The sequence below is a fragment of the Streptomyces sp. NPDC040545 genome (assembly GCF_055595065.1).
Map to the genome: position 1 here is coordinate 25,441 of NZ_JBVIWA010000023.1, position 24,392 is coordinate 49,832.

Here is a 24,392-nt window from a genome sequence, read left to right on the forward strand (position 1 = left end):
CCCTCCTCCCCAACCTCCCAGCGGGAAGCCACACCCCCCCCACCGGCGTTTGAGGCGCGGGGGTCCGGGGGCTGGCCCCCGGCAGCGGACCCGCGGGGTCAGGACGGCAGGACCGTGGCTCCGGGGGCCGGGCTGGAGGCGATCCGCGTGGCCCGGCAGGTGCCGGAGGCGGACAGCGCCGCTGCCACCTTCTCCGCGGACTCCGCATCCCGGCACAGGAACGCGGTCGTCGGCCCCGAGCCGGAGACCAGCGCGGCGAGCGCACCCCCGTCCACGCCCGCGGCCAGCGTCCGCCCCAACTGCGGCCGAAGAGAAAGCGCCGCGGCCTGGAGGTCATTGGCCAAGGTGGCGCCCAGCGCGTCCGCGTCGCCCGAGGCCAGGGCCGCCAGCAGCGCCGGGGAGGCTTCGGGGGCCGGGACCTGGGTGGCAGCGGTGAGGCGGTCGAACTCGCGGAAGACCGCCGGGGTGGACAGCCCGCCGTCGGCCACCGCGAAGACCCAGTGGAACGTCCCCGCCCCGACCGGCGTGAGCAGCTCACCGCGGCCGGTGCCGAGCGCGGCCCCGCCGACGAGGCTGAAGGGGACGTCGCTGCCGAGCTCCGCGCAGATGTCGAGGAGCTCGGCGCGCGGGGTGTCCAGGCCCCACAGGGTGTCGCAGGCCAGCAGGGCCGCCGCGCCGTCCGCGCTGCCGCCCGCCATGCCGCCCGCGACCGGGATGTTCTTCGCGATGTGCAGGTGGACGGCGGGTTCGATCCCGGCCCGGGCCGCGAGGATCTCGGCGGCGCGCGCCGCGAGGTTGGTGCGGTCCAGGGGGACCTGGTCGGCGTCGGGGCCGGTGCAGGTGATGGTCAGGGCGTCGGCCGGGGTGGCGGTGACCTCGTCGTACAGGGAGACGGCGAGGAAGACGTTGGCCAGGTCGTGGAAGCCGTCGGGGCGGGCCGCGCCCACCGCCAGCTGGACGTTGACCTTCGCGGGGACCCGTACGGTCACGGGCGCCTGGTGCGCGCTCACAGTGCGGGCCTCTCCGCCGCCGGCTTGTGCTCGGCGATCGCCGCGAACTCCTCGACCGTCAGGGACTCCCCGCGGGCCTGCGGCGAGACGCCGGCGGCGACCAGCGCGGCCTCCGCGCCCGCCGCCGAGCCGGCCCAGCCGGCGAGTGCGGCGCGCAGCGTCTTGCGGCGCTGGGCGAAGGCGGCGTCGACGACCGCGAAGACCTCGGCCTTGGTGGCGGTGGTCTTGATCGGCTCGGTGCGGCGCACCAGCGAGACGAGACCGGAGTCGACGTTCGGGGCGGGCCAGAAGACCTTGCGGCCGATGGCGCCGGCCCGCTTGACGTGCGCGTACCAGTTGGCCTTGACCGAGGGCACCCCGTAGACCTTGTTGCCCGGTTCCGCGGCCAGCCGGTCGGCGACCTCGGCCTGCACCATCACGAGCGTGCGCTCGATGGTCGGGAAGCGGTCGAGCATGGTGAGCAGGACGGGCACGGCCACGTTGTACGGCAGGTTCGCGACGAGCGCGGTCGGCGCCGGGCCGGGCAGTTCGGTCACCAGCATCGCGTCGGAGTGGACCAGCGCGAAGCGGTCCTTCTTCGCGGGCATCCGGGCCTGGATGGTGGCGGGCAGGGCGGCGGCGAGGATGTCGTCGATCTCGACGGCGACGACCCGGTCCGCGGCCTCCAGCAGCGCGAGCGTCAGCGAGCCGAGCCCCGGGCCGACCTCGACGACGACGTCGTCCGGGCGGACCTCGGCGGTGCGCACGATCCGGCGGACCGTGTTGGCGTCGATGACGAAGTTCTGCCCCTTCTGCTTCGTCGGGCGTACGCCGAGGGCGGCGGCCAGCTCCCTGATGTCGGCCGGGCCGAGGAGGGCGTCGGACGCGGCGGGGGAGGTGTTCTCGGTGTTCTCGGGCTGCTGCTCTGCGGTGCTCACCGGTAAAGCGTACGGCCGCAGTGCGGCCACGGACTCGCCCCCCGCTGCACGTAGAGCTTCTTCGCCCGGTACGTCTGCTCCGTGCCCGAGGCGTCCTGCGGGCGTCCGCTGCCGCCGAGGGCCTGCCAGGTGCGGACGTCGAACTGGTACAGCCCGCCGTAGGTCCCTGAGGCGTCGGTGGCGGAGGGGCGGCCGCCGGACTCGCACTGGGCGAGGGCCGCCCAGTTGAGGCCGTCCGCGCCGGCGACGGAGCTCGGCAGCGCCTTGGTGCCGACCTTGACGAGCTGGGTGACGGGTTCGCGGACGACCTCGTCGGCGATGGGCCGCGGCTTCTGCAGGACCCCGTTGACGGTGCGCAGGCTGTACGTGACCCTGCGCGCCCCGGGGCGGCCGACGCGCTCGACGACCTCGGTGCCGGCGAACAGCTCGGGGTCCTTGACCTTCTCGGTCTCGTACGGGATCCGCTCCTCGCGGACCTCGCGGGTGCCGGTGATGCGGAGCACGGTGACGGTCTGGCCGTCGCGCGGGAAGTCGGTGGGCGGTACGGAGGTGGTGTCCTGGCCCTGGAGGGTGATTCCGGCCTGGTCGAGGGCCTCCTGGACGGTGGCGGCGTTGGTGCGGATGGTTCGTTCGCGGCCGTCGGCCATGAAGGTGACGCTGCGTTCGGTGCGGACTCTGAGGGCCAGCCCGGCGCGCGGGACGGGCGCGGTGCGGGGGGCGGAGAGGTAGGCGCCCTCGGCGCGGATGCCGAACTGGCGCAGGGCGCCCTCGACGGTGCGGGCGGTGGTCCACACCTGGCGCTGCTGTCCGTCGAGGGTCAGGTGCAGGGGGCGGCCGTAGCGGACGACGATCTCCTCGCCGTCGTCGAGGCGTTCGCCCGGGGCGGGGGCGACGAGGTCGTGGGGGCCGACGCCGAGTCCTTCGGCGGCGAGCAGTTCCCCGATGTCGTCGGCGAAGGTGTGGAGGCTGCGCGGGACGCCGTCCACGGTGAGCCGTACGGCCTTGTCGGCGGCGACGAAGGCCGTGGTGCCGCCCGCGAGGAAGGCGACGACGAGGGCCTGCGGCACGATCCGCCGCCAGTTGCCGCCGAGGGGTTCGGCGGGGGCGCCGCGGCCCCGGGCGCGGCGGCGGCCCGGCACGGTGGGGGCGGGGGCGCCCGGTGCGACGGGTGCGGCCGGGGCCACGGCCACGGCCGCGGGGGCCGCGGCCCGGCGGCGGCCCGAGCCGGGCGCGACGGGCGCCGCGGCCAGGGTGTCGGCCTCCGACAGCTCGGCCGGTGACAGGCCGGCCCGGCGGCGGCGCCCACCGCGCGGGGCCGGGACCGGAGCAGGGACCGGAGCCGGGGCCGGGGCCGGGGGCTGCGGGTCCCATGCGGCGGGCCCGGGATCCCCCGTACCGGACGGCCAGGCCACGGGCTGGGCCAAGGGCTGGGCCTCGTACGCCTCGGGGACGGGACCGCCACGGCGGTGACTGCCCTGCGTATCGCTCACGACGCTCGCTCCACTGGTGATCCGGCACCCTCCGGTGCGGGCACGGCACCCTAGCGGAGGAGTCGTCACGCTCCAAAGCGGGACGGCTACTCAGCGTGTCGAGCGGGCGGGGAATCAGTAGCCGAAGGCGCGGGCCGTGTTGGCCGCCAGCGCGGTGGCCATCGTGTCCTCGTCGATGCCGCGGACCGCGGCCATCGCCCGGACCGTCAGCGGAATGAGGTACGGCGCGTTGGGCCGTCCGCGGTACGGCGCAGGGGTGAGGTAGGGCGCGTCCGTCTCGACGAGCACCAGCTCCAGGGGGGCCACGGCCAGGGCCTCGCGCAGCGGCGCGGCGTTCTTGAAGGTGACGGTCCCGGCGAAGGACATGTAGTACCCGGCGGCGGCGCACTCGCGGGCCATGTCGGCGTCTCCGGAGTAGCAGTGGAAGACGGTGCGCTCGGGGGCGCCTGCCTCGCGCAGGACGCGCAGCACGTCCGCGTGGGCGTCCCGGTCGTGGATGACGAGCGCCTTGCCCTGCCGCTTGGCGATCTCGATGTGCGCGCGGAAGGAACGCTCCTGCGCGGCCATGCCCTCCGGCCCGGTGCGGAAGTAGTCCAGGCCGGTCTCACCGACCGCCTTGACGTGGTCGAGGGCCGCCAGCGCCTCGATCTCGGCGAGCGCCTCGTCCAGCGCGGCCTCGCCGCCGCCGGCCCGAGCGCCCTGGCGCGACCAGCCGTCGGGATCCCCGAGCACGATCCGCGGCGCTTCGTTCGGGTGGAGGGCGACAGCCGCGTGGACGTTCTCGTACGCGGCCGCGGTCTCGGCGGCCCACCGGGAGCCCTTCACGTCGCAGCCCACCTGGACGACGGTGGTCACGCCCACCGAGGCGGCCTTCGCGAGGCCCTCCTCGACGGTCCCCGACTGCATGTCGAGGTGGGTGTGCGAGTCCGCCACCGCCACCCGGAGGGGTTCGGGCAGCGGCGGCGGTGCGTCCTTGGGCTGCGGCTTCTCCACGCGTGTGCTCATACGGCCGATCTTATGACCGGCGGAAGAGCCCCTTCAGACGGGAGAGCAGGCCCCTGCGCTCCCCGGCCGGATCGGCGGCCACCGGCCCCGGGGAGGCGTGCGACCGGGCGGGCCTGCGCTGCTTCGGCGGCTTCGGCGTCCGGGGGACGTTCGCACCGGCCGGCACCGGTCCGGCGATCCCGGGGGCGATCTGGTGGTGGTAGATGTGGTCGATCATGCCCAGCACCGAGGAGACCTGCCCGGCCCGCATGATCCGTACGATGTGTCCGCCGCAGTTCAGGCAGGTCGGGTTGGACAGGGGGGAGGGCACCCGCTCGCCGTTGACCTTGTACATGATGAACGGCTCGCCCTTGCCGTCGACGTGGTGCTCGATCGCGTACGCCTGCTCCCAGCCGTACCCGCACCTCATGCACGCGAAGGAGTAGGCCTCGTGCACGGTGTGCACGTCTGAAGCGGTCACAGCGACAGGGACTGCGGCGGGGACGGGTACCGGGGTGTCTGCGATCTCACTCATGCCAGCTCCTCTTGTTCCACTGGTGCCATTGCCAGTGGACGCCTCTACGGGCGGGAGCGCATCAGGCCCTGTCTACTGTTGGACGGTCTTTGGGCCACTCATGCCAAAAGCGCCCGGTGCGCGGTCTGAGCTTTGCTTTTCAGGCTAGCTCTTTACCGACCGGCGGCACCTTTTGTGCCGCGTTCTTTGCCGCGACCACAGCGTCGAACACCTCCCGCTTGGGTACGCCGGCCTCGGCCGCGACCGCCGCGATGGCCTCCTTGCGCCGCTCCCCGGCCTCCTCGCGCACCCGCACCCGGCGCACCAGCTCCTCGTCGTCCACATCTGCGGGCACGGCGGCCGGCGCGCCCTCGACCACGACGGTGATCTCCCCGCGCACCCCTTCGGCGGCCCAGGCCGCGAGCTCGCCGAGCCCGCCGCGCTTGACCTCCTCGTAGGTCTTGGTCAGCTCGCGGCAGACCGCGGCCCGCCGGTCGGCGCCGAAGACCTCGGCCATCGCGGCCAGGGTGTCGTCGAGCCGGTGCGGGGCCTCGAAGTAGACGAGCGTGCGCCGCTCGCCCTCGACCTCGCGCAGCCGGCCCAGGCGCTCCCCCGCCTTGCGCGGCAGGAACCCTTCGAAGCAGAACCGGTCCACCGGCAGCCCGGACATGGCGAGCGCGGTGAGCACCGCGGACGGCCCGGGGACGGCGGTGACCTTGATGTCCTTCTCCACGGCGGCGGCGACCAGCCGGTAGCCGGGGTCGGAGACCGACGGCATGCCCGCGTCCGTCACCAGCAGCACCCGCGCCCCGCCGGCCAGGGCCTCGACCAGCTCGGGGGTGCGCGCCGACTCGTTGCCCTCGAAGTACGACAGGACGCGCCCGGTGGTGTGCACGCCGAGCCCCTGGGTCAGCCGGCGCAGCCGCCGGGTGTCCTCCGCGGCGATCACATCGGCCCGCTCCAGCTCGGCCGCCAGGCGCGGCGGGGCGTCCGCGAGATCGCCGATGGGGGTGCCGGCGAGCACGAGCGTGCCCATCAGGCCTCCGGCCGTGGCTGCTGTCATGGTGGCTTCGGTACCGCGGGGCTGGTCAGTCGTCACCCGCCCATCCTCTCAGCCCCGTGCCCCGCCGCCCCCCGCCACTGGTGGCGCACACAGATCTCTTCCCTACGATGTGCCGGTGACCAGTACCGCGACGCCGCCGCCCAGCCCCGCGGGGGCCCCGCCCGCCTCACCGGTCGGACGCGAAGACGAGCCGCCCACCTGGCTGCGCCGGCTGCGCGGCTTCGGCTACGTGCCGCCCGCCGCCGCGTCCGCGCGCGCGGACGTCCGCACCCGCCTGGTGCCCCCGTACACCAGGCCGTCCAAACAGCTGTGGATGACCTTCGGACTGCCGCCCGAGGTATGGGGGACCTGGCGGCTGATCGCCTCGTGGGTGGGGCCGCTGCTGGTGGCGCTGGTCGCCGGGGTGCTGCGGTTCGTGCACCTGGGCAGCCCCAAGGCGGTGATATTCGACGAGACGTACTACGCCAAGGACGCCTGGGCCACGATCCGGCAGGGCTACGAGGCGAGCTGGCCCAAGGACATCGACGCTTCGATCCTCGCCAACCCGGACGCGGTCGCCCTCCCGGCCGACCCGGGCTACGTCGTGCACCCGCCCGTCGGCAAATGGGTGATCGGGCTGGGCGAGTGGATGTTCGGTTTCACGCCCTTCGGCTGGCGGTTCATGACCGCCGTGCTCGGCACCCTGTCGGTGCTGATGCTGTGCCGGATCGGGCGCCGCCTCTTCCGCTCGACCTTCCTGGGCTGCCTGGCGGGCGCGCTGCTCGCGGTGGACGGCCTGCACCTGGTGATGAGCCGCACCGCGCTGCTGGACCTGGTGCTGATGTTCTTCGTGCTCGCCGCCTTCGGGGCCCTGCTCATCGACCGTGACCGGGCCAGAGCCCGGCTCGCGGACGCGCTGCCGGTGGACGAGGAGGGCCGGACCCGGCCGGACGTGAAGATCGCCGAGACGCTGCGGCTGGGCTGGCGGCCGTACCGGATCCTGGCCGGCGTCTGCCTGGGTCTGGCCGGGGGCACGAAGTGGAACGGCTTCGTCATCCTCGCCTTCTTCGGCGTCCTGACCGTGCTGTGGGACGCCGCCGCGCGCCGCACGGCGGGCGCGGGTGCCCCGTACGCCTCGATGCTGCGCCGCGACGCGCTGCCCGCCTTCGTCTCCACCGTGCCGGTGGCGATCGCCACGTACCTGGCCTCGTGGTCGGGCTGGATCCTCAGTCCGGACAACGGCAAGGGCGGCTATCTGCGCGACTGGGCGGCCAAGTACGACCAGGGCAGTTCGCTGGGGTTCCTGCCGGAGTGGCTGCGCAGCCTGTGGCACTACGAGACCGAGGTCTACAGGTTCCACGTGGGCCTGACCTCGGGGCACACCTACGAGTCCAACCCGTGGAGCTGGCTGGTCCTGGGCCGGCCCGTCTCCTACTTCTACGAGTCCCCCGAGGCCGGCACCGACGGCTGCCCGGCGACCGCTGCGGGCAAGTGCGCCCGCGAGGTCCTGGCCCTGGGCACCCCGCTGCTGTGGTGGGCGGGCTGCTTCGCGCTGCTGTACGTGCTGTGGCGGTGGTTCTTCCGCCGCGACTGGCGGGCGGGCGCGATCGCGTGCGCGCTGGGTGCGGGTCTGCTGCCCTGGTTCAACTACCAGGAGCGGACGATCTTCTACTTCTACGCGGTGGTCTTCGTCCCGTACCTGTGCCTGGCGGTGGCGATGATGATCGGCGCCCTGCTGGGCCCGGCCGGGTCGAGCGAACGCCGCCGGGCGCTGGGCGCGATCGGCGCGGGCGTGCTGGTCCTGCTGATCGCGTGGAACTTCATCTACTTCTGGCCGATCTACACGGGCCAGACCCTCCCGATGGACTCCTGGCGCGGCCGCATGTGGCTGGACACCTGGGTCTAGCGGCGAGAACGACGGGCCCGGCACCGCATGGTGCCGGGCCCGTCGTGGTTGTCGGCCGACCAATTGACTGCTTACAAGAGCGACAGCTCACGACACGCTAATTTGAGGCGTGAGGCACCCCGAAGCAGAGGAGAGCCCGTGGGCAAGGTCGTCATGTACAGCTCGGTGTCGGTGGACGGCTTCGTCGCGGACGAGAACGACCGGCCCGGACCGCTGTTCGACTGGTTGTCCAGCGGTGACGTCCCGTTGGACGAGAGCGGCGAGCTGAAGGTGTCGCAGAGGTCCTACGACTACACCCGGCCGTACTGGGACCAGATCGGAGTCACGATCGTCGGCCGCCACGTCTTCGACCTGACGGATGGCTGGGACGGGAAGCCTCCGGGCGGGATCGACCATGTGGTCGTCGTGTCGCACCGGCCGATGCCCGAGGGCTGGGACCCCGAGGCGCCGTTCCACTTCGTCGACGGCGTCGAGGCGGCCATGGCCAAGGCGCAGGAGCTTGCGGGTGACCGCATGGTCGAGGTCGCCGCCGGCGACGTCGGTGGCCAGGTGCTTGCCGCGGGCCTGATCGACGAGGTGCGCATGGACGTCGTACCCGTCGTGTTCGGGTCCGGCAAGCGCTACTTCGGGTCGGTCGACGCGCAGCACCTGTTGGAGGATCCTGACGTGGTGATTCAGGGAAACCGGGTGCTTCACCTGCGCTATCGGGTGCGCCGTTGACCGTCGTATCTTGGCCGCCCCCGGAAGGGATGAGGGGGTCCGCAATGGCTGAGCGGGCGTTCACCCGACGAACGCCTCCGCCAGCTCCCTGAATACGCGCGCTCTCGCTGCACTTGGCGTCGGGCAACTCGACCATCAAGCCACATGTCAAAACGGGCGTGGTCATGCCAGATCTCCCACCTGACACGGCGTTTGCGATCACATCAGGGTAGGCGTAGAGAGGAAGTGAGGCAATTTCTACCCGAGCCACGCGTATTGGGGATGACCCCCATGCCTAACAGAGGGTGGATTCTGCTCGGGGTGTTGATTCTGCTCGGTATTCTCGGAGCGATGGGTGCAGCTTTCGCATGGCGGATGGCCATCAAAGAGCCCGAACGCGAACCGAAGATTGAAGTGCTGGCCGGAATCGGGGGCGGGTTGATCACCGGAATCGCCGTAGGAGTGTCGGCTCTCTTCTTGGAACAGGCACTCTCAGAGTCCCAGAAGTATGCGGCATGGCGTGCGAATGTCGAAATCGCCGAAAGCATACCGGGGTTCTCACCCGGCGATCGCGACATCGCAGGGATTAATTTCAGCGGTAAGTCCCTCCATGACGCGGACCTCAGAGGAGCCGATCTGCGAGGGGCTCAGCTTCGAGACACCGACCTGACAGGGGCGAACCTCAGGGGGGCCAAGTTGCAGGGTGCGCACCTGATCGGGGCCAACTTCTACGAAGCGGATTTGAGTGGCGCTCACCTTGACGGGGCCGAGCTGCAGAGTGCGAACCTCACGCACGCGCAGGTCAACGTTGAAGCCACCACGTTCCATGGAGCGATGGTTGACTCGCATACTTGCTGGCCCGAAGGCGTTCAACAAGAGAAAGTCGACTCGACCATCCCCAACAATGAGGAGCCCGACGGCTTCAGCGGCGGGGAGAAGGTTCCCCATTGCGCGCTGTGGAAGGGCGGGGAGCGAACCAGGTGAATTGAGCCGAAGGCAGGTCGGTTCTGCCGCTCGGATTCACAGCGCCCGTCAGTACATGAACCGCCGTCCGGCTTCTGGAACATGGCATAGCCCCGATGCCGGACGGTGCCGGACCCGTCGTCGGCGCTAGCGGGAGGCCTCGCAGGCCGCGGACGCGACGTCCTTGCTCGCGCCGACCGCGACGAGGCTGGCGTCGCAGCTGGTCTGGTTGCCGATCGACCCCTGGTAGCAGGCCTCCGTGGCGCCGTCCGTGGCCTTCGGAGCGTGCTGGGCGACGTACTGCTCGCAGGCCTTCACGTCCGCGTGGGCGGACGGGGCGGCGATGACGGTGCCGCCGGCGGCGAGGGCCAGGCCTGCCAGGATGCTGGGGATACGAGCCGACGGACGCATGCGGATGCACCTGCTCTCTCGGTGGGTCGCGCGGTCCGCCGACGCGCCGGACCGCGGGCGGGGGCGGCGGCTTGGAGCGGGGGCCCTCGCTCTTCCGACGCTAGAACACGGCACCGGTGCACGCATGTTCGGGCCGCGCCGGGGTCAGCCCTCCAGTGTGTGCTCGTCGTCCCAGGCGGGAGCCGTGGCCGTGCCGGCGGCCCAGTCCCGCCGCAGGATCGCGTAGCCGACCGCGTCGTGGACCGCGCCGTCGGCCGAGGGCCATCCCTCCCGGTAGTGCGCCTCCTTGACGTACCCGCACCGCCGGAAGGCGCGGCGCATCGCCGCGTTGTCCTGGCGGGTGGTGCCCTCGATCCGCCGGATCCGGGGGAGTTCGGTGAACAGGTGTCCCGTCAGCCAGGTCAGGGCCTGGCCGCCGACCCCCCGGCCCCGGTACCGGGAGCGGATCCGCAGGTCGAAGACGGGCGTGCTGTCGCCCAGGTCCATCAGGCGGACCAGGCCGAGGGTCTCGCCGCCGCCGGCTATCCAGAACGACCTGGTCTCCGCGCTGTCGAAGCGGCCCTCCGCGGCCCATTGCCGGGCCTGCTCCGGGTCGACCACGGCCGAGCCGTGGAACGGCCAGGTGTCCCCGGCGAGGAAGGCGACGAGCTCATCGGCATCGGTATCGGTATCGGCGTAGCGCCGGTAGATGAGGTCCACGGCGGCACTCTAGGAAGGGAGGGCCACCGGTGACGAGCCGATTACGTTCGGATGTTCCGGTCCGGTAACAATGGCGTACCGGAGCGCTGCACAGAGTAAAGTCCGCACCAAGGGTTCTTTGAACATGTTCAGGAACCGCGACCATGGGGGAAGGACTTACGTGAACGGGGCAGCGAAGGGTGCCGTGATCGGCGGGGTGTTCCTCGCCATGCTCGGCGGCGCCGGGTACGGGGTGTACACGCTGGTGGGAGACGCCGGCGGGGACACGAAGGAAGGCAAGGACGGCGAGACCTCCGTCCAGGCCGAGAAGGGCAGCGGGCCGGTCAGCGAGAAGGACGCCGCGAAGACCGCCAAGGCCTTCCTGGGCGCCTGGGCGGCCGGGGACGAGCGGGTGGCCGCCGACCTGACGAACAACGCCGCGGCCGCGCAGGCCGCGGTCGGGGAATTCAAGACCAAGGCGTACGTGTCCAAGGCCGTGATCACCCCCGGCACGCCGAACGGCACCACCGTGCCGTTCAAGGTCGAGGCGGAGATCACGTACGAGGGCACCACCAAGCCTCTGGCCTACGACTCCCAGCTGACCGTGGTGCGCGGGCTGACCAGCGGAAAGCCGCTGGTCGACTGGCAGCCCTCGGTGATCCACCCGCAGCTCCAGAAGGACGAGAAACTGCGCGCCGGCGCCCCCGCGAGCCCGCCCGTCAAGGCCGTGGACCGCAACGGCGAGGAGCTGACGGCGGAGAAGTACCCCTCGCTGCGCCAGATCCTCGACGAGCTGCGCCAGAACTACGGCAGCAGGGCGGGCGGCAAGCCCGGGGCCGAGGTGTGGATCGAGCCGGTCGCCAAGGAGGCGCCCAAGCGGACCCTGCTGACCCTCGTCGAGGGCGAGCCGAGCACCCTCAAGACGTACCTGGACGCGCAGGTGCAGGCGGCGGCCGAGCGGGCGGTCACCAAGTTCCCGGAGGCCTCGGTGGTCGCCGTCCAGCCGAGCAACGGGCACATCCTGGCCGTCGCGAACAATCGCAAGGACAACTTCAACGCGGCGATGCGGGGCAACCGGGCACCCGGATCCACGATGAAGATCGTGACGGCCGCGATGCTGCTGGACCGCGGCCTGGTCGCCGCGGACAAGCCGGCGGAGTGCGGGAAGACGGTGACCTGGGGCCGTGAGTTCCACAACCTGAACAACTTCGAGCTGCCGCCCGGCACCAACTTCGCGACCTCGTTCGCCCGCTCCTGCAACACGGCCTTCATCAAGCAGATCAAGCCCGTCAACGACGACTCCGCACTGCCGAAGGAGGCCACGGAGGTCTTCGGCATCGACCTGGACTGGAAGACCGGCATCCAGTCCACCGACGGCAAGGTCCCGCCGGCCACGGGCGCGGCGGCGGCCGCCGAGTACATCGGGCAGGGCCAGATCACCATGAACCCGCTGAACGTCGCGTCCATCACCGCGACCGCACGCACCGGTGTCTTCCGCCAGCCGCTGCTGGTATCGCCGGAGCTGGACGACCGGAAGATCGCGACGGCCCAGCGCCGGATGAAGTCCTCGGTGCAGCAGCAGCTCGTCGGCATGATGAAGCTGACGGCCTCCAGCGGCACCGCACAGAAGGCGATGGCCTCGGTCGGCGGCTCGGACAAGGGCGCGAAGACCGGCTCGGCGGAGGTCGGCGGCGCCGGGGACAGCCCGGACAGCTGGTTCACCGGCTTCAGCGGTGACATGGCCGCTGCGGCCATGGTCGAGGGCGGCGGCCACGGCGGCGACGCGGCGGGGCCGATCGTCGCCCAGGTACTGAACGCGGGCTGACCGGGTGGCGGCGACGCGACCGTCCCGGGCCGCAGTCGCCGGCCCGGGCCGAAATCGGTCGTGTCGCCGCGCCGGCGGCGTTAACGTCGCGCCATGACGACGTCCACGCACCCCCTGTTCGCCGAGGCCCTTGCCGGGCTGGGCCTCGACCTCACCGTCCGGCGCTTTCCCGAAGGGACCCGTACGGCCGCCGACGCGGCGGCCGCGATCGGCTGCGAGCTGAGCCAGATCGTCAAGTCGCTGATCTTCGCGGCGGACGGGGTCCCGGTGCTGGTCCTCCTGGACGGGGCCTCACGGGTGGACGTGGAGGCCGTGCGCCGCGAGCTCGGCGCCGGGAAGGTGACGCGGGCCGATGCCGCCCTGGTCCGGGAGACCACGGGCTACGCGATCGGCGGGGTCCCTCCCTTCGGGCACCGCACGCGGACCCGGGTGCTGGCCGACCGGTCGCTGCTGGCCCACGGGGAGATCTGGGCGGCGGCCGGTACCCCGACCACGGTGTTCCCGATGGCCCCGCAGGAGCTCATCGCCCACGCGGGGGCCACGCTGGCCGATGTGCGCGAGCAGCCCGGCGAGCAGGCCGGCACGCCCGCCGACGCGCAGGCTTCAGAGGGCTGACAGGGCCGACTTCAGGGCCCGGACCAGGGCCTGCGCCCGGGGGTCCGCGGTGACCGACTTGGCCAGGGCATTGGTGACGTAGCCGAAGCCGATGCCCGCCTCCGGGTCCGCGAAGCCCAGGGAGCCACCGCGGCCGGGGTGGCCGAAGGAGGCCGGCGAGAGCAGCGGGGAGGCCGGGCCGTGCAGCATGTAGCCGGCGCCGAAGCGGGTGTTGACGACCAGCACCCGGTCCGGTCCGGCGGAGTGCTCCCGGGCGGCCAGCTCGGTGGTGGCCGGGGTGAAGATCCGCGCGCCGTCCTCGACCACGCCGATGGTGGCCCCGTAGAAACGGGCCAGGGCGCGGGCCGTCCCGATGCCGTTCGAGGCGGGGAGCTCGGCGGCCCGGTAGGCGGGGTCGTTCTCGTCGGGCAGCGGTTCGATGGCGGCGAAGGCGCGGCGGGTGAGCGAGCGGGGGTCGGCGTACGCCTCGGAGACGTTGCGCCGCGGCCGGGTCCGCAGCATGCCCGCGCTCTCGGGCGGCTCGACCGGCGCCACCCGGCCCACCCGGTGGGTCTCGGTCTCCGGCAGGCCGATCCAGAACTCCAGCCCCAGAGGTTCGGCGATCTCCTCCGCGAGGACCGAGCCCACCGTGCGGCCGGTGGCCCGCAGCACCAGCTCGGACACCAGCCAGCTGTAGGTCTGCGCGTGGTAGCCGTGCTCTGTGCCCGGCTCCCAGAAGGGCTGCTGCGCGGCGACCGCGCGCGCCCCGGACACCCCGTCGGCGGCCTCGGCGGCGCTCAGCCCCCGGTCCAGCGCCGGTATGCCCGCGCGGTGCGCGAGCACGTCGCGGACCAGGATCCGCTCCTTGCCGCCCGTCTTGAACTCCGGCCAGTACGAGCCCACGGGCGCGTCCAGGTCCAGCAGTCCGCGCTGGTGCAGCAGCAGCGGTACGGCGGCCGCCACGCCCTTGGTGGCGGAGCGGACGATCTGCGCGGTGCCCTCGGTCCAGGGCTCGGTGCCCTCCGCGTCGCGGGTGCCGCCCCACAGGTCGACGACCTTGCGGCCGTCCCGGTGGACGGCGACGGCCGCGCCCCGGTCCCCGAGCACCTCGAAATTGCGTACGAACGCATCTCTGACGGGCTCGAAGCCCTCCGCCACCGTCCCGTGGACGTCCACGTCTACTCCCAGCACCTGCCGCGGCGCCCGGACGGCGCCTACGCCACAATGCAACGCCTGCCGGACGGCCCTGCTTCCCGGGTCGCCCCGGAGCGGCTCACCGGGCCCGGCCCCGACCGGCGGACGGAGTCCGACGCAGCGGCCCGAAACCTGGGAGGCGCCCCGGCGCCGATCAGCGCGAGGGGCGCGTCAGAAGGGGCGTGCGCGGGTCGAAGCCGAACGGGAGCTCCAGCCGGTGGGCCCGCATCAGCTTGTCGTCGCACAGGAGCTCCTGCGTGCGGCCGTCCGCCGCGATGGCCCCCTCGCTGAGGATCACCGAGCGCGGGCACAGTTCCAGCGCGTACGGCAGGTCGTGCGTCACCATCAGCACGGTGACGTCCAGCGAGCGCAGGATGTCCGCGAGCTCGCGGCGCGAGGCCGGGTCCAGGTTGGACGACGGCTCGTCCAGGACCAGGATCTCGGGCCGCATGGCCAGGACGGTCGCCACCGCGACGCGGCGGCGCTGGCCGAAGGACAGGTGGTGCGGCGGCCGGTCGGCGAAGTCGGCCATCCCGACCTGGTCCAGGGCCGCCCGGACCCGCTCCTCCAGCTCCGCGCCCCGCATTCCGGCCGCTGCCGGGCCGAAGGCCACGTCCTCGCGGACGGTCGGCATGAACAGCTGGTCGTCGGGGTCCTGGAAGACGATCCCGACCCGGCGGCGGATCTCGGCGAGGTTCCGCTTCGCGACGGGCAGCCCGGAGACGGCCACGGTGCCGACGCCGCCGCCGAGGATGCCGTTGAGGTGCAGCACCAGGGTGGTCTTGCCGGCGCCGTTGGGTCCGAGCAGGGCGACCCGCTCGCCCTGCCCGACGGTCAGGTCCACCCCGAAGAGGGCCTGGTGGCCGTCGGGGTAGGCGTAGGCGAGGCCGGCGACTTCGAGGGAGGGGGTACTGGTCACGGGGTCGGTCACAGGGTCGGTCACAGGGTCCATCCCATCAGACAGACGGCGAGCGCCGTCACCGGGAGCACGGCCGCGTGCGCCCACTGGGCGCGCGTGGCCACGACCTCGTCGATCACCGGCATCGAACCGGCGTAGCCTCGGCTGACCATCGCGAGGTAGACCCGCTCGCCGCGCTCGTAGGAACGGATGAACAGCGCACCGGCGGTCTTGGCCAGCACCCCCCAGTGCCGGATTCCGCTCGCCTCGAAGCCGCGGGAGCGGCGGGCGATGGACATCCGGCGCAGCTCGTCGCTGATCACATCGCCGTAGCGGATCATGAAGGAGGCGATCTGGACGAGCAGCGGCGGCAGCTTCAGCCGCTGGAGGCCCAGCAGCAGGGCCCGCAGCTCGGTCGTCGAGGCGAGCAGGACGGACGCGGCCACGCCGAGGGTTCCCTTGGCGAGGACATTCCAGGCGCCCCAGAGGCCCGAGACGCTGAGCGACATGCCGAGCACCTGGACCCGCTCGCCCTCGGCCACGAAGGGCATGAGCACGGCGAAGGCGACGAAGGGCACCTCGATCAGCAGCCGCCGGAGCAGGAAGCCTGCCGGGATCCGGGCGACGGCGGCCACTCCTGCGAGGAGGGCGGCGTACAGGCCGAAGGCCCACACCGCCTCGCGCGGTGTGGACACGACGACCACCACGAAGGCCAGGGTCGCGGCGAGCTTGCAGTGCGCGGGCAGGTCGTGGACCGGCGAGTGGCCGTGGCGGTAGAGCTTGTGGGCGTGGCCGGCCCCCATCTCAGCCTGCCGAGACGGGGGTGGAGGTGGAGGTGGCGCTCAGGTCCTCGGTCCGGCGGCGCACGGCCCAGAAGATCCCGGTGCCGGCGACGACGGTCACGCCGACGCCGATGACCCCGGCGAGACCGCCGGACAGGCGGGCGTCGTCGACGTCCCTGACGCTGTAGTCGGCGAGCGGGGAGTTCGCGGCGGCGTGCTCCTCGGCCTTCTCGTCGATCCCCTTGTCCGCGGCGACCTTCTCCAGGCCGTCGGGGCTGGCGGAGGCGTAGAAGGAGACGAACCCGGCGAGCACGAGGGCGGTGACCAGGCCGGTCACCCACACCTTCTTCGTGGACCGGGCGCCGGAGGCGACGGGCGCGGCGGCAGCGGCCGGGGCGTCCACGAGCTCGCCGCCGACGCGCAGCTTCAGGGGCGAGGTCAGCCCGCGGGCCCCGTGCACCAGGTCGGGACGTACGGCGATCACGGCGCCGACGGTGGCCGCGGTGATGGCGGCCTCACCGATGCCGATGAGCACGTGCACGCCGACCATGGCGGTGAACACCTTGCCGATGGGCACGTCGGTGGTGCCACCGATGGCGTAGAAGAGGGTGAAGGCCGCCGCTGCGGCGGGCACGGAGAGCAGGGCGCCGGTGAAGGCGGCCGCGGTCACGGAGCGGCGGGTGGGCGGCAGGATGCCGAGCAGGCCGCGGAAGATCGCGTAGGCGACGACGACGGTGACGACGCCCATGACGGTGACGTTCACCCCGAGCGCGGTCAGGCCGCCGTCGGCGAAGAGGATGCCCTGCATGAGCAGGACGACGGACACGCACAGCACGCCGGTGTAGGGCCCGACGAGTATCGCGGCGAGCGCCCCGCCCAGCAGATGGCCGCTGGTGCCGGCCGCGACCGGGAAGTTCAGCATCTGGACGGCGAAGATGAAGGCGGCGACGAGACCGGCGAGCGGCGCGGTGCGCTCGTCGAGTTCGCGCCGGGCGCCGCGGAGGCTGACGGCCACCGCGGCGGCGGCCACCGCTCCGGCAGCCACCGAGACGGGTGCGTTGATGAATCCGTCGGGCACATGCATGGAGCGGCTCCGCTTCTTACTCAGTCTTTAGCTGTTCAACCATAGTGCCCAGTTGCAAATCGTTGGCAAGAGCGGGGGCATCACAAATAGAACCGCGCGCTTTCGTGGGAATGTGCGAGGCTGGACGGGACAAAAGGACGCAAATGTTCTGATTTCGAGGAGTCTTGTCGATGTCAGCAACCGCCGAGAATCCCCCAGCGACCGCCACCGGCACCGCGACGGCCACCGCCACCGCCGTCGAGGAACGGGTCCGTGCCCGCGTCATCACGGACGATCCCCTCTACCGGACCATCCCGGTCGCCCTGCGCTTCGCCGGTGACCAGCCACTGGCCGTGCGGATCGTCTTCCCGGCGGGCCTGTCCCCCGAGGGCACCGACAACGAGTGGGTCTTCCCCCGGGCCCTCCTGGAGGCGGGCCTCCAGGCCCCGACCGGGACCGGGGACGTACGCATCTGGCCCTGCGGCCGCGTCCAGGCGGTCGTCGAGTTCCACTCCCCCGAGGGCGTCGCCGTCGTCCAGTTCGACATCGCCGCGCTGCGCCGGTTCCTGCGGCGTACGTACGCCCCCGCGGCCGCCGTCACCCGTCGGGCGTAACCGGGCCCGGCCCCGTACCGCCCGGTGATCGGGCGGTACGGGGCCGGGCAGTCCTGTCGGCAGGTGCGGGGCCGACGGGGGCGGTGGGGTCGTGCGGGGTCAGGCGTTGACCAGCTCGCGGTCCTTGTCCGGGCCTTCCGGGGACTGCGCGGACTCCAGGTGCTTGCGCAGGCTCTCGCCCTCCACGTCCACGTTCGGCAGCAGCCGGTCCAGCCACTTCGGCAGCCACCAGGCCTTGTGCCCGAGCAGGGCGAGCACCGCGGGGACGATGGCCATGCGGACCACGAAGGCATCGAAGAAGACGGCGACGGCCAGACCGAAGCCGATCATCTTGACCATCTGCTCGCTGGCCCCGATGAAGCCCGCGAACACCGCGATCATGATGACGGCGGCGGCCACGACGACCCGCGCGCTGTACTGGAAGCCGGTCACCACGGCCTGGCCCGGGCGCTCGCCGTGGACGTACGCCTCACGCATCCGGGTGACGAGGAAGACCTCGTAGTCCATGGCCAGACCGAAGACGACGCCCACCATGAAGATCGGCATCATCGACATGATCGGACCGGTCTGCTCCACTCCGAAGACCGAGCCGAGCCAGCCCCACTGGAAGACCGCGACGACCGCGCCGAGGGCGGCGACGACCGAGAGCAGGAAGCCGAGGGCCGCCTTGAGCGGGACCAGGATCGAGCGGAACACCAGCATGAGCAGCAGGAAGGCGAGGCCGACGACGAGTGCCAGGTAGGGCAGCAGCGCGTCGTTCATCTTCTGCGAGAAGTCGATGTTCATCGCGGTGGCGCCGGTGACGAGCACGTCGTCGCCGCTGCCGTCGCGGATCTCGTGGACCAGGTTCTCGGTCTGCGTGGAGGACGGACGGTCCTTCGGGATGACGGTGATCACCGCGGCGTCGCCGGCCTCGTTGGGGGTCGGCGGGGTGACCGCGACGACGCCCTCCAGGCCCTTGATCCGGTCGACGGTCTGGTCGGCGAGCCGCTTGTCCCCGTCCACGACGACCATCAGCGGGCCGTTGAAGCCCGGGCCGAAGCCGTCGGACAGCAGGTCGTACGCCTGGCGCTGGGTGGTGGAGACCGGCTGGGCGCCGTCGTCCGGCAGGCCCATCTCCAGCTTGCTCGCCGGGATGGCGATGACGCCGAGGCCGATCACACCGGCCAGCAGCACCATGACGGGGCGGCGCAGGACGAAGCGGGCCCAGCGGGTGCCGCCGTTGGCCTTCTTCTCGGCGCCCGCCGGCTTGCCCTTGCCGAACAGCCGGCTCTTCTCGCCCGCGGGCAGGACCTTCTTGCCCGCGAAGGCGAGGATGGCCGGGACCAGGGTCAGCGCGACGAGCACGGCGATGACCACGGTGCCCGCGGCCGCGAAGCCCATCTTGGTCAGCATCGGGATGTTGACGACGGCCAGGCCCACCAGGGCGATGACCACGGTCAGACCGGCGAAGACGACGGCGGAGCCGGCGGTACCGACGGCGCGGCCCGCGGCCTCGTCGCGCTCGCGGCCCTCGGCGAGCTCCACGCGGTAGCGGGAGACGATGAAGAGGGCGTAGTCGATGCCGACCGCGAGGCCGATCATCGTCGCGAGGGTGGCGGTGGTGTTGCCGAGGTCCAGCACGTTGGCGAGCGCGGTGATGGAGGAGACGCCGATGCCCACGCCGATCAGCGCGGTCAGCAGCGGCAGACCGGCCGCGATGAGCGAGCCGAAGGTGATGACGAGGACGATCGCGGCGACCGCGATGCCGATGATCTCGCCGGAGCCCGTCTCGGGGGCCGCCATCAGCGCGTCGCCACCGATCTGGACGTTGAGGCCGGCGGCCTTGGCGCCCTCACCGGAGACCTTGAGCGCCTCGCGGGTGTCGTCCTTCAGCTCCATGCCGCTGACGGTGTACTTGGCGCTGATGTAGGCGGTGGAGCCGTCCTGGCTCACGGCCTGGGCCTCGTACGGGTCGGCGACGGAGGAGATCTCCGCGGCTCCCGGGCCGGTCTTCAGCCCGGTGACGATCTTCTGCACCTCGGCCTTGGGGCCCGGGTCGGTGACCTTGGCGCCCTCGGGGGCCTTGATGACGATGCGGGCGGTGGCGCCGTCGGCGGCCATCCCCGGGAAGCGCTTGTCCAGCAGGTCGAAGGCCTTCTGGGCCTCCGTGCCGGGTATCGAGAAGGAGCCGGAGGTGGGGGCGCCGGCCGAGGCCGCGCCGAAGCCGGCGGCGAACAGCAGCGCCACCCAGAGGAGGGCGACGAGACCGCGGCGCCTGAAGGCGCCCCTGCCGAGTCGGTAGAGGAAGGTAGCCACGTCGGTGGTTCTCCCGTTCTGGTCGTGGGATGGATCCGGATCGGATCAGGGCATGAGGAGCCGGCCCGACGACGAGAGCGGCGTGTCAGGAGCAGCGAAGAGGCCGTGCGGGGACGGGGAGGATCGGGGATCAGACGCCGAGGGCGGGGAAGACCACGGCGTCGATGAAGTCACCGAGGAAGGCCCGGTCCACCGGGCGGTCCTCGATCAGCGGGAGCGCGATGAACGCCCCGATGAGCATGTGCGGTACGAAGTCGAGCGCCGGGCATCCCGGGGCGATCTCGCCCCGGTCCACCGCGCGCTGCAGCATCACCTGCAGCCCGGTGATCTCCGGGTCGACCAGCAGGTCCCGCAGCGCCTTGTGGAGCTCCGGGCTCTCGTGGACGGCATGGGCCAGACCCCGCATCAGCGCGGTGTCCTTGGCCATCTGCGCGTCGTCCGAGTGCTCCACCATGAGCGCGAAGTCCCCGCGCAGGCTGCCCGTGTCGATCTCGCGCAGCGAGACGGGCTGCGTACATCGCAGGGCCTTGGCGACCAGCTCCGGCTTGCTCCCCCACTGGCGGTAGAGGGTGGCCTTGCTGGACTTCGTACGGGCGGCGACCGCGTCCATGGTCAGCGCCTCGTAGCCGACGTCACGCAGGAGGTCGAGGACCGCCTCGTGCAGTTCGGCCTGCCGCTCGGGGGTGATCCGGCTACGCCGGGCCGCCATCGCCTCGGTCATGTCCGTGCCTCCCGTCGAAGCGAAACTGTTCCGTACGCTTAAGACGATACCCCTCCACCAAGCGAAACGAAACCGTTCCGTTTCGCTTGGGGGAGTGGCATGGATCACCTGTACGAGTTGCCAGGGCCCCCCTACGCGGAAAGCATTGGGGGGTGAGTCACGACGTCGCGTACCTCCGGTTCCCGCACCTGCACGACGACCTTCTCTGCTTCGCCACCGAGGACGACCTGTGGGTCGCCCCGCTGGTCCCCGACGGCCAGACACCCGGACGGGCCTGGCGCATCACCGTCGACCGGACCCGCGTCGGCCACCCGCGCTTCTCCCCCGACGGCAAGCACATCGCCTTCACCACCTGGCGCAGCCTCGACCCCGAGATCCACCTCGTCCCCGTCGACGGCGGCCCCGCCCGCCAGCTGAGCTATTGGGGCGCCCTCGACACCCGCGTCTGCGGCTGGACCCCGCCCGACGAGGACGGCCGCAGCGACATCCTGGCCGTGTCCTCGCACAGCCAGCCCTTCTCCTACTTCGCCTGGGCCTACACCCTGCCGACCGACGGCAGCCCCGGCGGGCGCCTGCCCTGGGGGCCCGTCTCCGACATCCAGGTGCACGCCACGGAGGAGGGCGAGCGGCACTCCCTGCTGCTCACCGGCAAGCCCCCGCACGAGCCCGCCGCCTGGAAGCGCTACCGCGGCGGAGCCACCGGCCGGCTGTGGCTGCACGGACAGCGGCTGCTGGAGGACGTCGAGGGCCACCTCGACTCCCCGATGTTCGTGGACGGCCGGATCGCCTTCCTCTCCGACCACGAGGGCATCGGCAACCTGTACTCCTGCCTGCCCGACGGCACCGATCTGCGCCGCCACACCGACCACGAGGAGTTCTACGCCCGGCACGCCTCCAGCGACGGCTCCCGCGTCGTCTACCAGTGCGCCGGCGACCTCTGGCTCGTCGAGTCCCTGGACCGGGACGCCGTCCCGCGCAAGCTCGACGTCCGCCTCGGCGGCCCGCGGGCGGGCCGGCGTACGTACCAGGTACCGGCCGCCAGCCACGTCGACTCGCTCTCCGTGGACGCCACCGGGCGCGCCAGCGCGGTCGTGGTGCGCGGCAGCCTCTACTGGCTGACCCACCGCGACGGCCCGGCCCGCACCATCGCCGACACCCCGGGCGTACGCGTACGGCTGCCGGAGATGCTCGGCAGCGGCGGGCAGGTCGCCTACGTCACCGACGCCGAGGGCGAGGACGCGATCGAGATCGCCTACCTGCCGCGGGCCTCCGGGGAACGGGAGCCGCGCCGGCTGGCCTCGGGCGAGCTGGGGCGGGTCACCGAGCTGCTCGCGGACCCGGACGGCGAGCGGCTCGCCATCGCCTCCAACGACGGCCGGCTGCTGCTGATCAACGCCACCGAGGAATCCAACGGCGAGGTCACGGAGCTGATCCGGTCGATCAACGGCCCCGTCACCGACCTCGCCTTCTCCCCCGACGGGGCCTGGCTGACCTGGTCGCACCCGGGCATCGGGCGTTCGCTGCGGCAGATCAAGATGGCCCGGATCTCCGGCCCCGGCGCCCGCACCGTCGTCGACGTCACCAACGGCCGTTTCGAGGACGAGAATCCGGTCTTCACCCGGGACGGGCGCTACCTGGCCTTCCTGTCCTGGCGCGGTTTCGACCCGGTCTACGACGTGCACACCGGCGACCTGTCCTTCCCGCTGGGCTGCCGCCCCTATCTGGTGCCGCTGAATTCCGCGACCCCCTCCCCCTTCGCGCTCTCCGCCGAGGGCCGGCCCGCGGCCGGCGGACTCGACGTGGCGGAGGGCGACTCGGGCGAGGCCGACGGCGCCGTGACCGTGGAGGTGGAGGGGCTGGAGAGCCGCGTCACCCCGTTCCCGGTGACCGCGTCCAAGTACTCGGCCCTGTACCCGGTGCACGGCGGCGGGCTGGTGTGGCTGCGCTGGCCCATCTCGGGCGCGCTCGGCGAGACCTTCGCCAACCCGGCCGACATCAGCGGCAAGCCCACGCTGGAGCACTTCGACCTCATCAAGGCCCGCAAGACCGAACTGGCCTCGGGACTGGACTGGTTCGCGGTCAGCGGCGACGGCACCCGGCTCGTGATCAACGACGACGGCGACCTGCGCGCGGTCCCGGCGACCGAATCGGGCGACAGCGACTCGACCGTCTATCTGGACCTGCGGCGCATCCTGCACGAGGTGGACCCGGCGGCCGAGTGGCGCCAGGCCTACGAGGAGGCCGGGCGGATCACCCGCGCGTACTTCTGGGAACCGAAGATGTGCGGCATCGACTGGGACGGGATCCTCGCCCAGTACCGCTCCCTGGTCGAACGGGTCGCCTCGCCCGACGAGTTCGCCGACCTGCTGCGCGAGGTCCTCGGCGAACTCGGCACCTCGCACGCCTACGTCTCCCCCGCGCGCCGCAACGAAGGCCCCCCGCACTACCAGCGGGCGATCGGCCTGCTCGGCGCCAACCTCTTCCCCCGGGACGGGGAATGGGTGGTCAGCCGGATCCTGCCCGGCGAGTCCTCGGACTCCAAGGCCCGCTCCCCGCTGGCCGGCACCGGCATCCGGGAGGGCGCGGTGCTCACGCACGTCGACGGCCGTGCGGTGGACCCGGTCACCGGGCCCTATCCGCTGCTGGCGGCGGCGGGCGGCACCACGGTGGAGCTGACCTTCCAGCCCGCGGCGGGCGAGGGCCGGGCCCGCCGGGTCGCCATCGTGCCGCTGATCGACGAACGGCCGCTGCGCTACCAGGACTGGGTGTCCAAGCGGCGCGAGGCGGTCCGGAAGATCAGCGGCGGCCGGTGCGGCTACCTCCACATCCCCGACATGGGCGGCTCGGGCTGGGCGCAGTTCAACCGCGACCTGCGGATGGAGATGTCCCGGCCCGCGCTGATCGTGGACGTACGCGGCAACGCGGGCGGGCACATCAGCGAGCTGGTCGTGGAGAAGCTGACCCGTTCCATCCTCGGCTGGGACCTGACGCGCAACGCGCAGCCGGTCAGTTACGCCTCCAACGCGCCCCGCGGTCCGATCGTGGCGCTGGCCGACGAGGCGACCTCCTCCGACGGGGACATGATCACCGCGGCCTTCAAACTGCTGGGTCTGGGCCCGGTGGTGGGCCTGCGCACCTGGGGCGGGGTGGTCGGCATGACCGGCCGCCACACGCTCGGGGACGGCACGGTGATCACGGTACCGATGAATGCCGCCTGGTTCCCGGAGTACGGCTGGTCGGTGGAGAACCACGGCGTGGAGCCGGACCTGGAGATCCAGCGCACTCCCCTCGACTGGGCGGAGGGGCGCCACGCTCAGCTGGACGACGCCGTGCACCTGGCGCTGGAACTGCTGGAACAGGACCCGGCCGCGGTGCCGCCCGGCTACACGGACGTACCGGACCTGCGCCGTCCGAAGCTGCCGCCGAGGCAGTGAGCAGGCGGGGCATCTGAGCAGGCGCGGCATGTGGGAGGGGCGCGATCCCCGGGAACAGCGGGGATCGCGCCCCTCGGCGCTGCGTGCGGGCCCGTAACCGTCGGGCCAGAAGCCTAGGTCCGGTCGTCGAGCTCGTCCCGGATGTCGTCGAAGGACTGCTGCGGCGAGTCCTTCGGCTGCGGGGTCCGCTGGGACTTCGGGTCCTGCGGGCCCTTGCCGGGCTGCTTCTGCCCCTTGTGGGCCTTCTCCTTGAGCTCCTGCGCCTTGTCCTGGAACTGGTCCTTGATACCCATGCTGTTCACTCCATGAGGGGTGTTGGTGGTTGGGCCTCGACCAGACTTGCACGGGCGGACAA

22 protein-coding genes are annotated in these 24,392 nt (G+C 72.1%); 7 read left to right on the forward strand and 15 right to left on the reverse strand.

The window, feature by feature from the left end; all coding sequences use genetic code 11:
• Window positions 1–98: 98 nt before the first annotated feature.
• The 6 genes from ACZ573_RS32375 to rsmI form a co-directional block, all read right to left on the reverse strand.
• Window positions 99–1,010 (reverse strand): 4-(cytidine 5'-diphospho)-2-C-methyl-D-erythritol kinase, encoded by a 912-nt coding sequence (locus ACZ573_RS32375; RefSeq protein ID WP_471311187.1) that lies wholly within the window; start codon window positions 1,008–1,010, stop codon window positions 99–101.
• On the reverse strand, window positions 1,007–1,927 hold the full coding sequence (gene rsmA, locus ACZ573_RS32380; protein WP_471311189.1) for a 16S rRNA (adenine(1518)-N(6)/adenine(1519)-N(6))-dimethyltransferase RsmA: 921 nt from the start codon (window positions 1,925–1,927) through the stop codon (window positions 1,007–1,009). Before rsmA ends, ACZ573_RS32375 begins: the two co-directional genes overlap by 4 nt.
• Window positions 1,924–3,417 carry a ubiquitin-like domain-containing protein gene (locus tag ACZ573_RS32385; RefSeq protein WP_471311191.1) on the reverse strand — a complete coding sequence of 498 codons (1,494 nt, stop codon included), beginning with the start codon at window positions 3,415–3,417 and terminating at the stop codon, window positions 1,924–1,926. The genes rsmA and ACZ573_RS32385 overlap by 4 nt, the downstream gene beginning before the upstream one ends.
• A gap of 114 nt (window positions 3,418–3,531) precedes the next feature.
• Window positions 3,532–4,422: a TatD family hydrolase gene (locus ACZ573_RS32390; RefSeq protein WP_471311194.1), complete on the reverse strand. Its 891-nt coding sequence runs from the start codon at window positions 4,420–4,422 to the stop codon at window positions 3,532–3,534.
• A 10-nt stretch (window positions 4,423–4,432) separates the two neighbouring features.
• The gene (locus tag ACZ573_RS32395; protein ID WP_471311196.1) at window positions 4,433–4,936 is read right to left on the reverse strand and encodes a hypothetical protein; all 504 of its coding nucleotides are present in this window, start codon (window positions 4,934–4,936) and stop codon (window positions 4,433–4,435) included.
• Between the two features lie 139 nt (window positions 4,937–5,075).
• Window positions 5,076–5,978, reverse strand: coding sequence for a 16S rRNA (cytidine(1402)-2'-O)-methyltransferase (rsmI, locus tag ACZ573_RS32400; RefSeq protein WP_471311198.1), 903 nt, complete (start codon window positions 5,976–5,978; stop codon window positions 5,076–5,078).
• A gap of 115 nt (window positions 5,979–6,093) precedes the next feature.
• Between rsmI and ACZ573_RS32405 the strand changes: the two genes are divergently transcribed.
• The 3 genes from ACZ573_RS32405 (at window position 6,094) to ACZ573_RS32415 (ending at window position 9,546) form a co-directional block, all read left to right on the forward strand.
• On the forward strand, window positions 6,094–7,863 hold the full coding sequence (locus ACZ573_RS32405; RefSeq protein ID WP_471311201.1) for a dolichyl-phosphate-mannose--protein mannosyltransferase: 1,770 nt from the start codon (window positions 6,094–6,096) through the stop codon (window positions 7,861–7,863).
• Between the two features lie 138 nt (window positions 7,864–8,001).
• Window positions 8,002–8,583, forward strand: coding sequence for a dihydrofolate reductase family protein (locus ACZ573_RS32410; RefSeq protein WP_471311203.1), 582 nt, complete (start codon window positions 8,002–8,004; stop codon window positions 8,581–8,583).
• Between the two features lie 300 nt (window positions 8,584–8,883).
• Window positions 8,884–9,546, forward strand: coding sequence for a pentapeptide repeat-containing protein (locus ACZ573_RS32415; RefSeq protein ID WP_471311205.1), 663 nt, complete (start codon window positions 8,884–8,886; stop codon window positions 9,544–9,546).
• A 126-nt stretch (window positions 9,547–9,672) separates the two neighbouring features.
• Here ACZ573_RS32415 and ACZ573_RS32420 read toward each other — a convergent pair whose 3' ends face one another.
• Together ACZ573_RS32420 and ACZ573_RS32425 are read right to left on the reverse strand one after the other, a co-directional pair.
• Window positions 9,673–9,936 (reverse strand): hypothetical protein, encoded by a 264-nt coding sequence (locus tag ACZ573_RS32420; RefSeq protein ID WP_471311207.1) that lies wholly within the window; start codon window positions 9,934–9,936, stop codon window positions 9,673–9,675.
• Between the two features lie 144 nt (window positions 9,937–10,080).
• Window positions 10,081–10,635 carry a GNAT family N-acetyltransferase gene (locus ACZ573_RS32425; protein ID WP_471311210.1) on the reverse strand — a complete coding sequence of 185 codons (555 nt, stop codon included), beginning with the start codon at window positions 10,633–10,635 and terminating at the stop codon, window positions 10,081–10,083.
• Between the two features lie 160 nt (window positions 10,636–10,795).
• On the opposite strand from ACZ573_RS32425, the gene ACZ573_RS32430 reads away from it, so the two are divergent.
• The gene (locus ACZ573_RS32430; RefSeq protein ID WP_471311212.1) at window positions 10,796–12,439 is read left to right on the forward strand and encodes a penicillin-binding transpeptidase domain-containing protein; all 1,644 of its coding nucleotides are present in this window, start codon (window positions 10,796–10,798) and stop codon (window positions 12,437–12,439) included.
• A 93-nt stretch (window positions 12,440–12,532) separates the two neighbouring features.
• Window positions 12,533–13,054 carry a YbaK/EbsC family protein gene (locus tag ACZ573_RS32435; protein ID WP_471311215.1) on the forward strand — a complete coding sequence of 174 codons (522 nt, stop codon included), beginning with the start codon at window positions 12,533–12,535 and terminating at the stop codon, window positions 13,052–13,054.
• On the opposite strand, the gene ACZ573_RS32440 is transcribed toward ACZ573_RS32435, so the two are convergent.
• From ACZ573_RS32440 to ACZ573_RS32455, 4 genes are all read right to left on the reverse strand, one after another.
• On the reverse strand, window positions 13,043–14,209 hold the full coding sequence (locus tag ACZ573_RS32440) for a serine hydrolase domain-containing protein (RefSeq protein WP_471311218.1): 1,167 nt from the start codon (window positions 14,207–14,209) through the stop codon (window positions 13,043–13,045). The two genes, ACZ573_RS32435 and ACZ573_RS32440, sit on opposite strands and share 12 nt — an antisense overlap.
• A 172-nt stretch (window positions 14,210–14,381) precedes the next feature.
• Complete coding sequence (locus tag ACZ573_RS32445) at window positions 14,382–15,179, reverse strand: energy-coupling factor ABC transporter ATP-binding protein (protein WP_471311221.1); 798 nt, start codon at window positions 15,177–15,179, stop codon at window positions 14,382–14,384.
• Window positions 15,167–15,928: a cobalt ECF transporter T component CbiQ gene (gene cbiQ / locus ACZ573_RS32450; protein ID WP_471311223.1), complete on the reverse strand. Its 762-nt coding sequence runs from the start codon at window positions 15,926–15,928 to the stop codon at window positions 15,167–15,169. Before cbiQ ends, ACZ573_RS32445 begins: the two co-directional genes overlap by 13 nt.
• A 1-nt stretch (window position 15,929) precedes the next feature.
• On the reverse strand, window positions 15,930–16,991 hold the full coding sequence (locus ACZ573_RS32455; RefSeq protein ID WP_471311226.1) for an energy-coupling factor ABC transporter permease: 1,062 nt from the start codon (window positions 16,989–16,991) through the stop codon (window positions 15,930–15,932).
• 170 nt (window positions 16,992–17,161) lie between these two features.
• On the opposite strand from ACZ573_RS32455, the gene ACZ573_RS32460 reads away from it, so the two are divergent.
• Window positions 17,162–17,584 carry an SsgA family sporulation/cell division regulator gene (locus tag ACZ573_RS32460; protein ID WP_471311229.1) on the forward strand — a complete coding sequence of 141 codons (423 nt, stop codon included), beginning with the start codon at window positions 17,162–17,164 and terminating at the stop codon, window positions 17,582–17,584.
• A gap of 99 nt (window positions 17,585–17,683) precedes the next feature.
• Here the strand turns inward: ACZ573_RS32460 and ACZ573_RS32465 are convergent, their stop codons facing one another.
• Together ACZ573_RS32465 and ACZ573_RS32470 are read right to left on the reverse strand one after the other, a co-directional pair.
• The gene (locus ACZ573_RS32465) at window positions 17,684–19,882 is read right to left on the reverse strand and encodes an MMPL family transporter (RefSeq protein WP_471311231.1); all 2,199 of its coding nucleotides are present in this window, start codon (window positions 19,880–19,882) and stop codon (window positions 17,684–17,686) included.
• A 130-nt stretch (window positions 19,883–20,012) separates the two neighbouring features.
• Window positions 20,013–20,603, reverse strand: a complete 591-nt coding sequence (locus tag ACZ573_RS32470; RefSeq protein ID WP_030827458.1) for a TetR/AcrR family transcriptional regulator — start codon at window positions 20,601–20,603, stop codon at window positions 20,013–20,015.
• 152 nt (window positions 20,604–20,755) lie between these two features.
• On the opposite strand from ACZ573_RS32470, the gene ACZ573_RS32475 reads away from it, so the two are divergent.
• Complete coding sequence (locus ACZ573_RS32475; RefSeq protein WP_471311235.1) at window positions 20,756–24,037, forward strand: S41 family peptidase; 3,282 nt, start codon at window positions 20,756–20,758, stop codon at window positions 24,035–24,037.
• Window positions 24,038–24,150: 113 nt separating this feature from the next.
• Here ACZ573_RS32475 and ACZ573_RS32480 read toward each other — a convergent pair whose 3' ends face one another.
• The gene (locus ACZ573_RS32480; protein ID WP_471311238.1) at window positions 24,151–24,330 is read right to left on the reverse strand and encodes a hypothetical protein; all 180 of its coding nucleotides are present in this window, start codon (window positions 24,328–24,330) and stop codon (window positions 24,151–24,153) included.
• Between the last annotated feature and the right edge of the window lie 62 nt (window positions 24,331–24,392).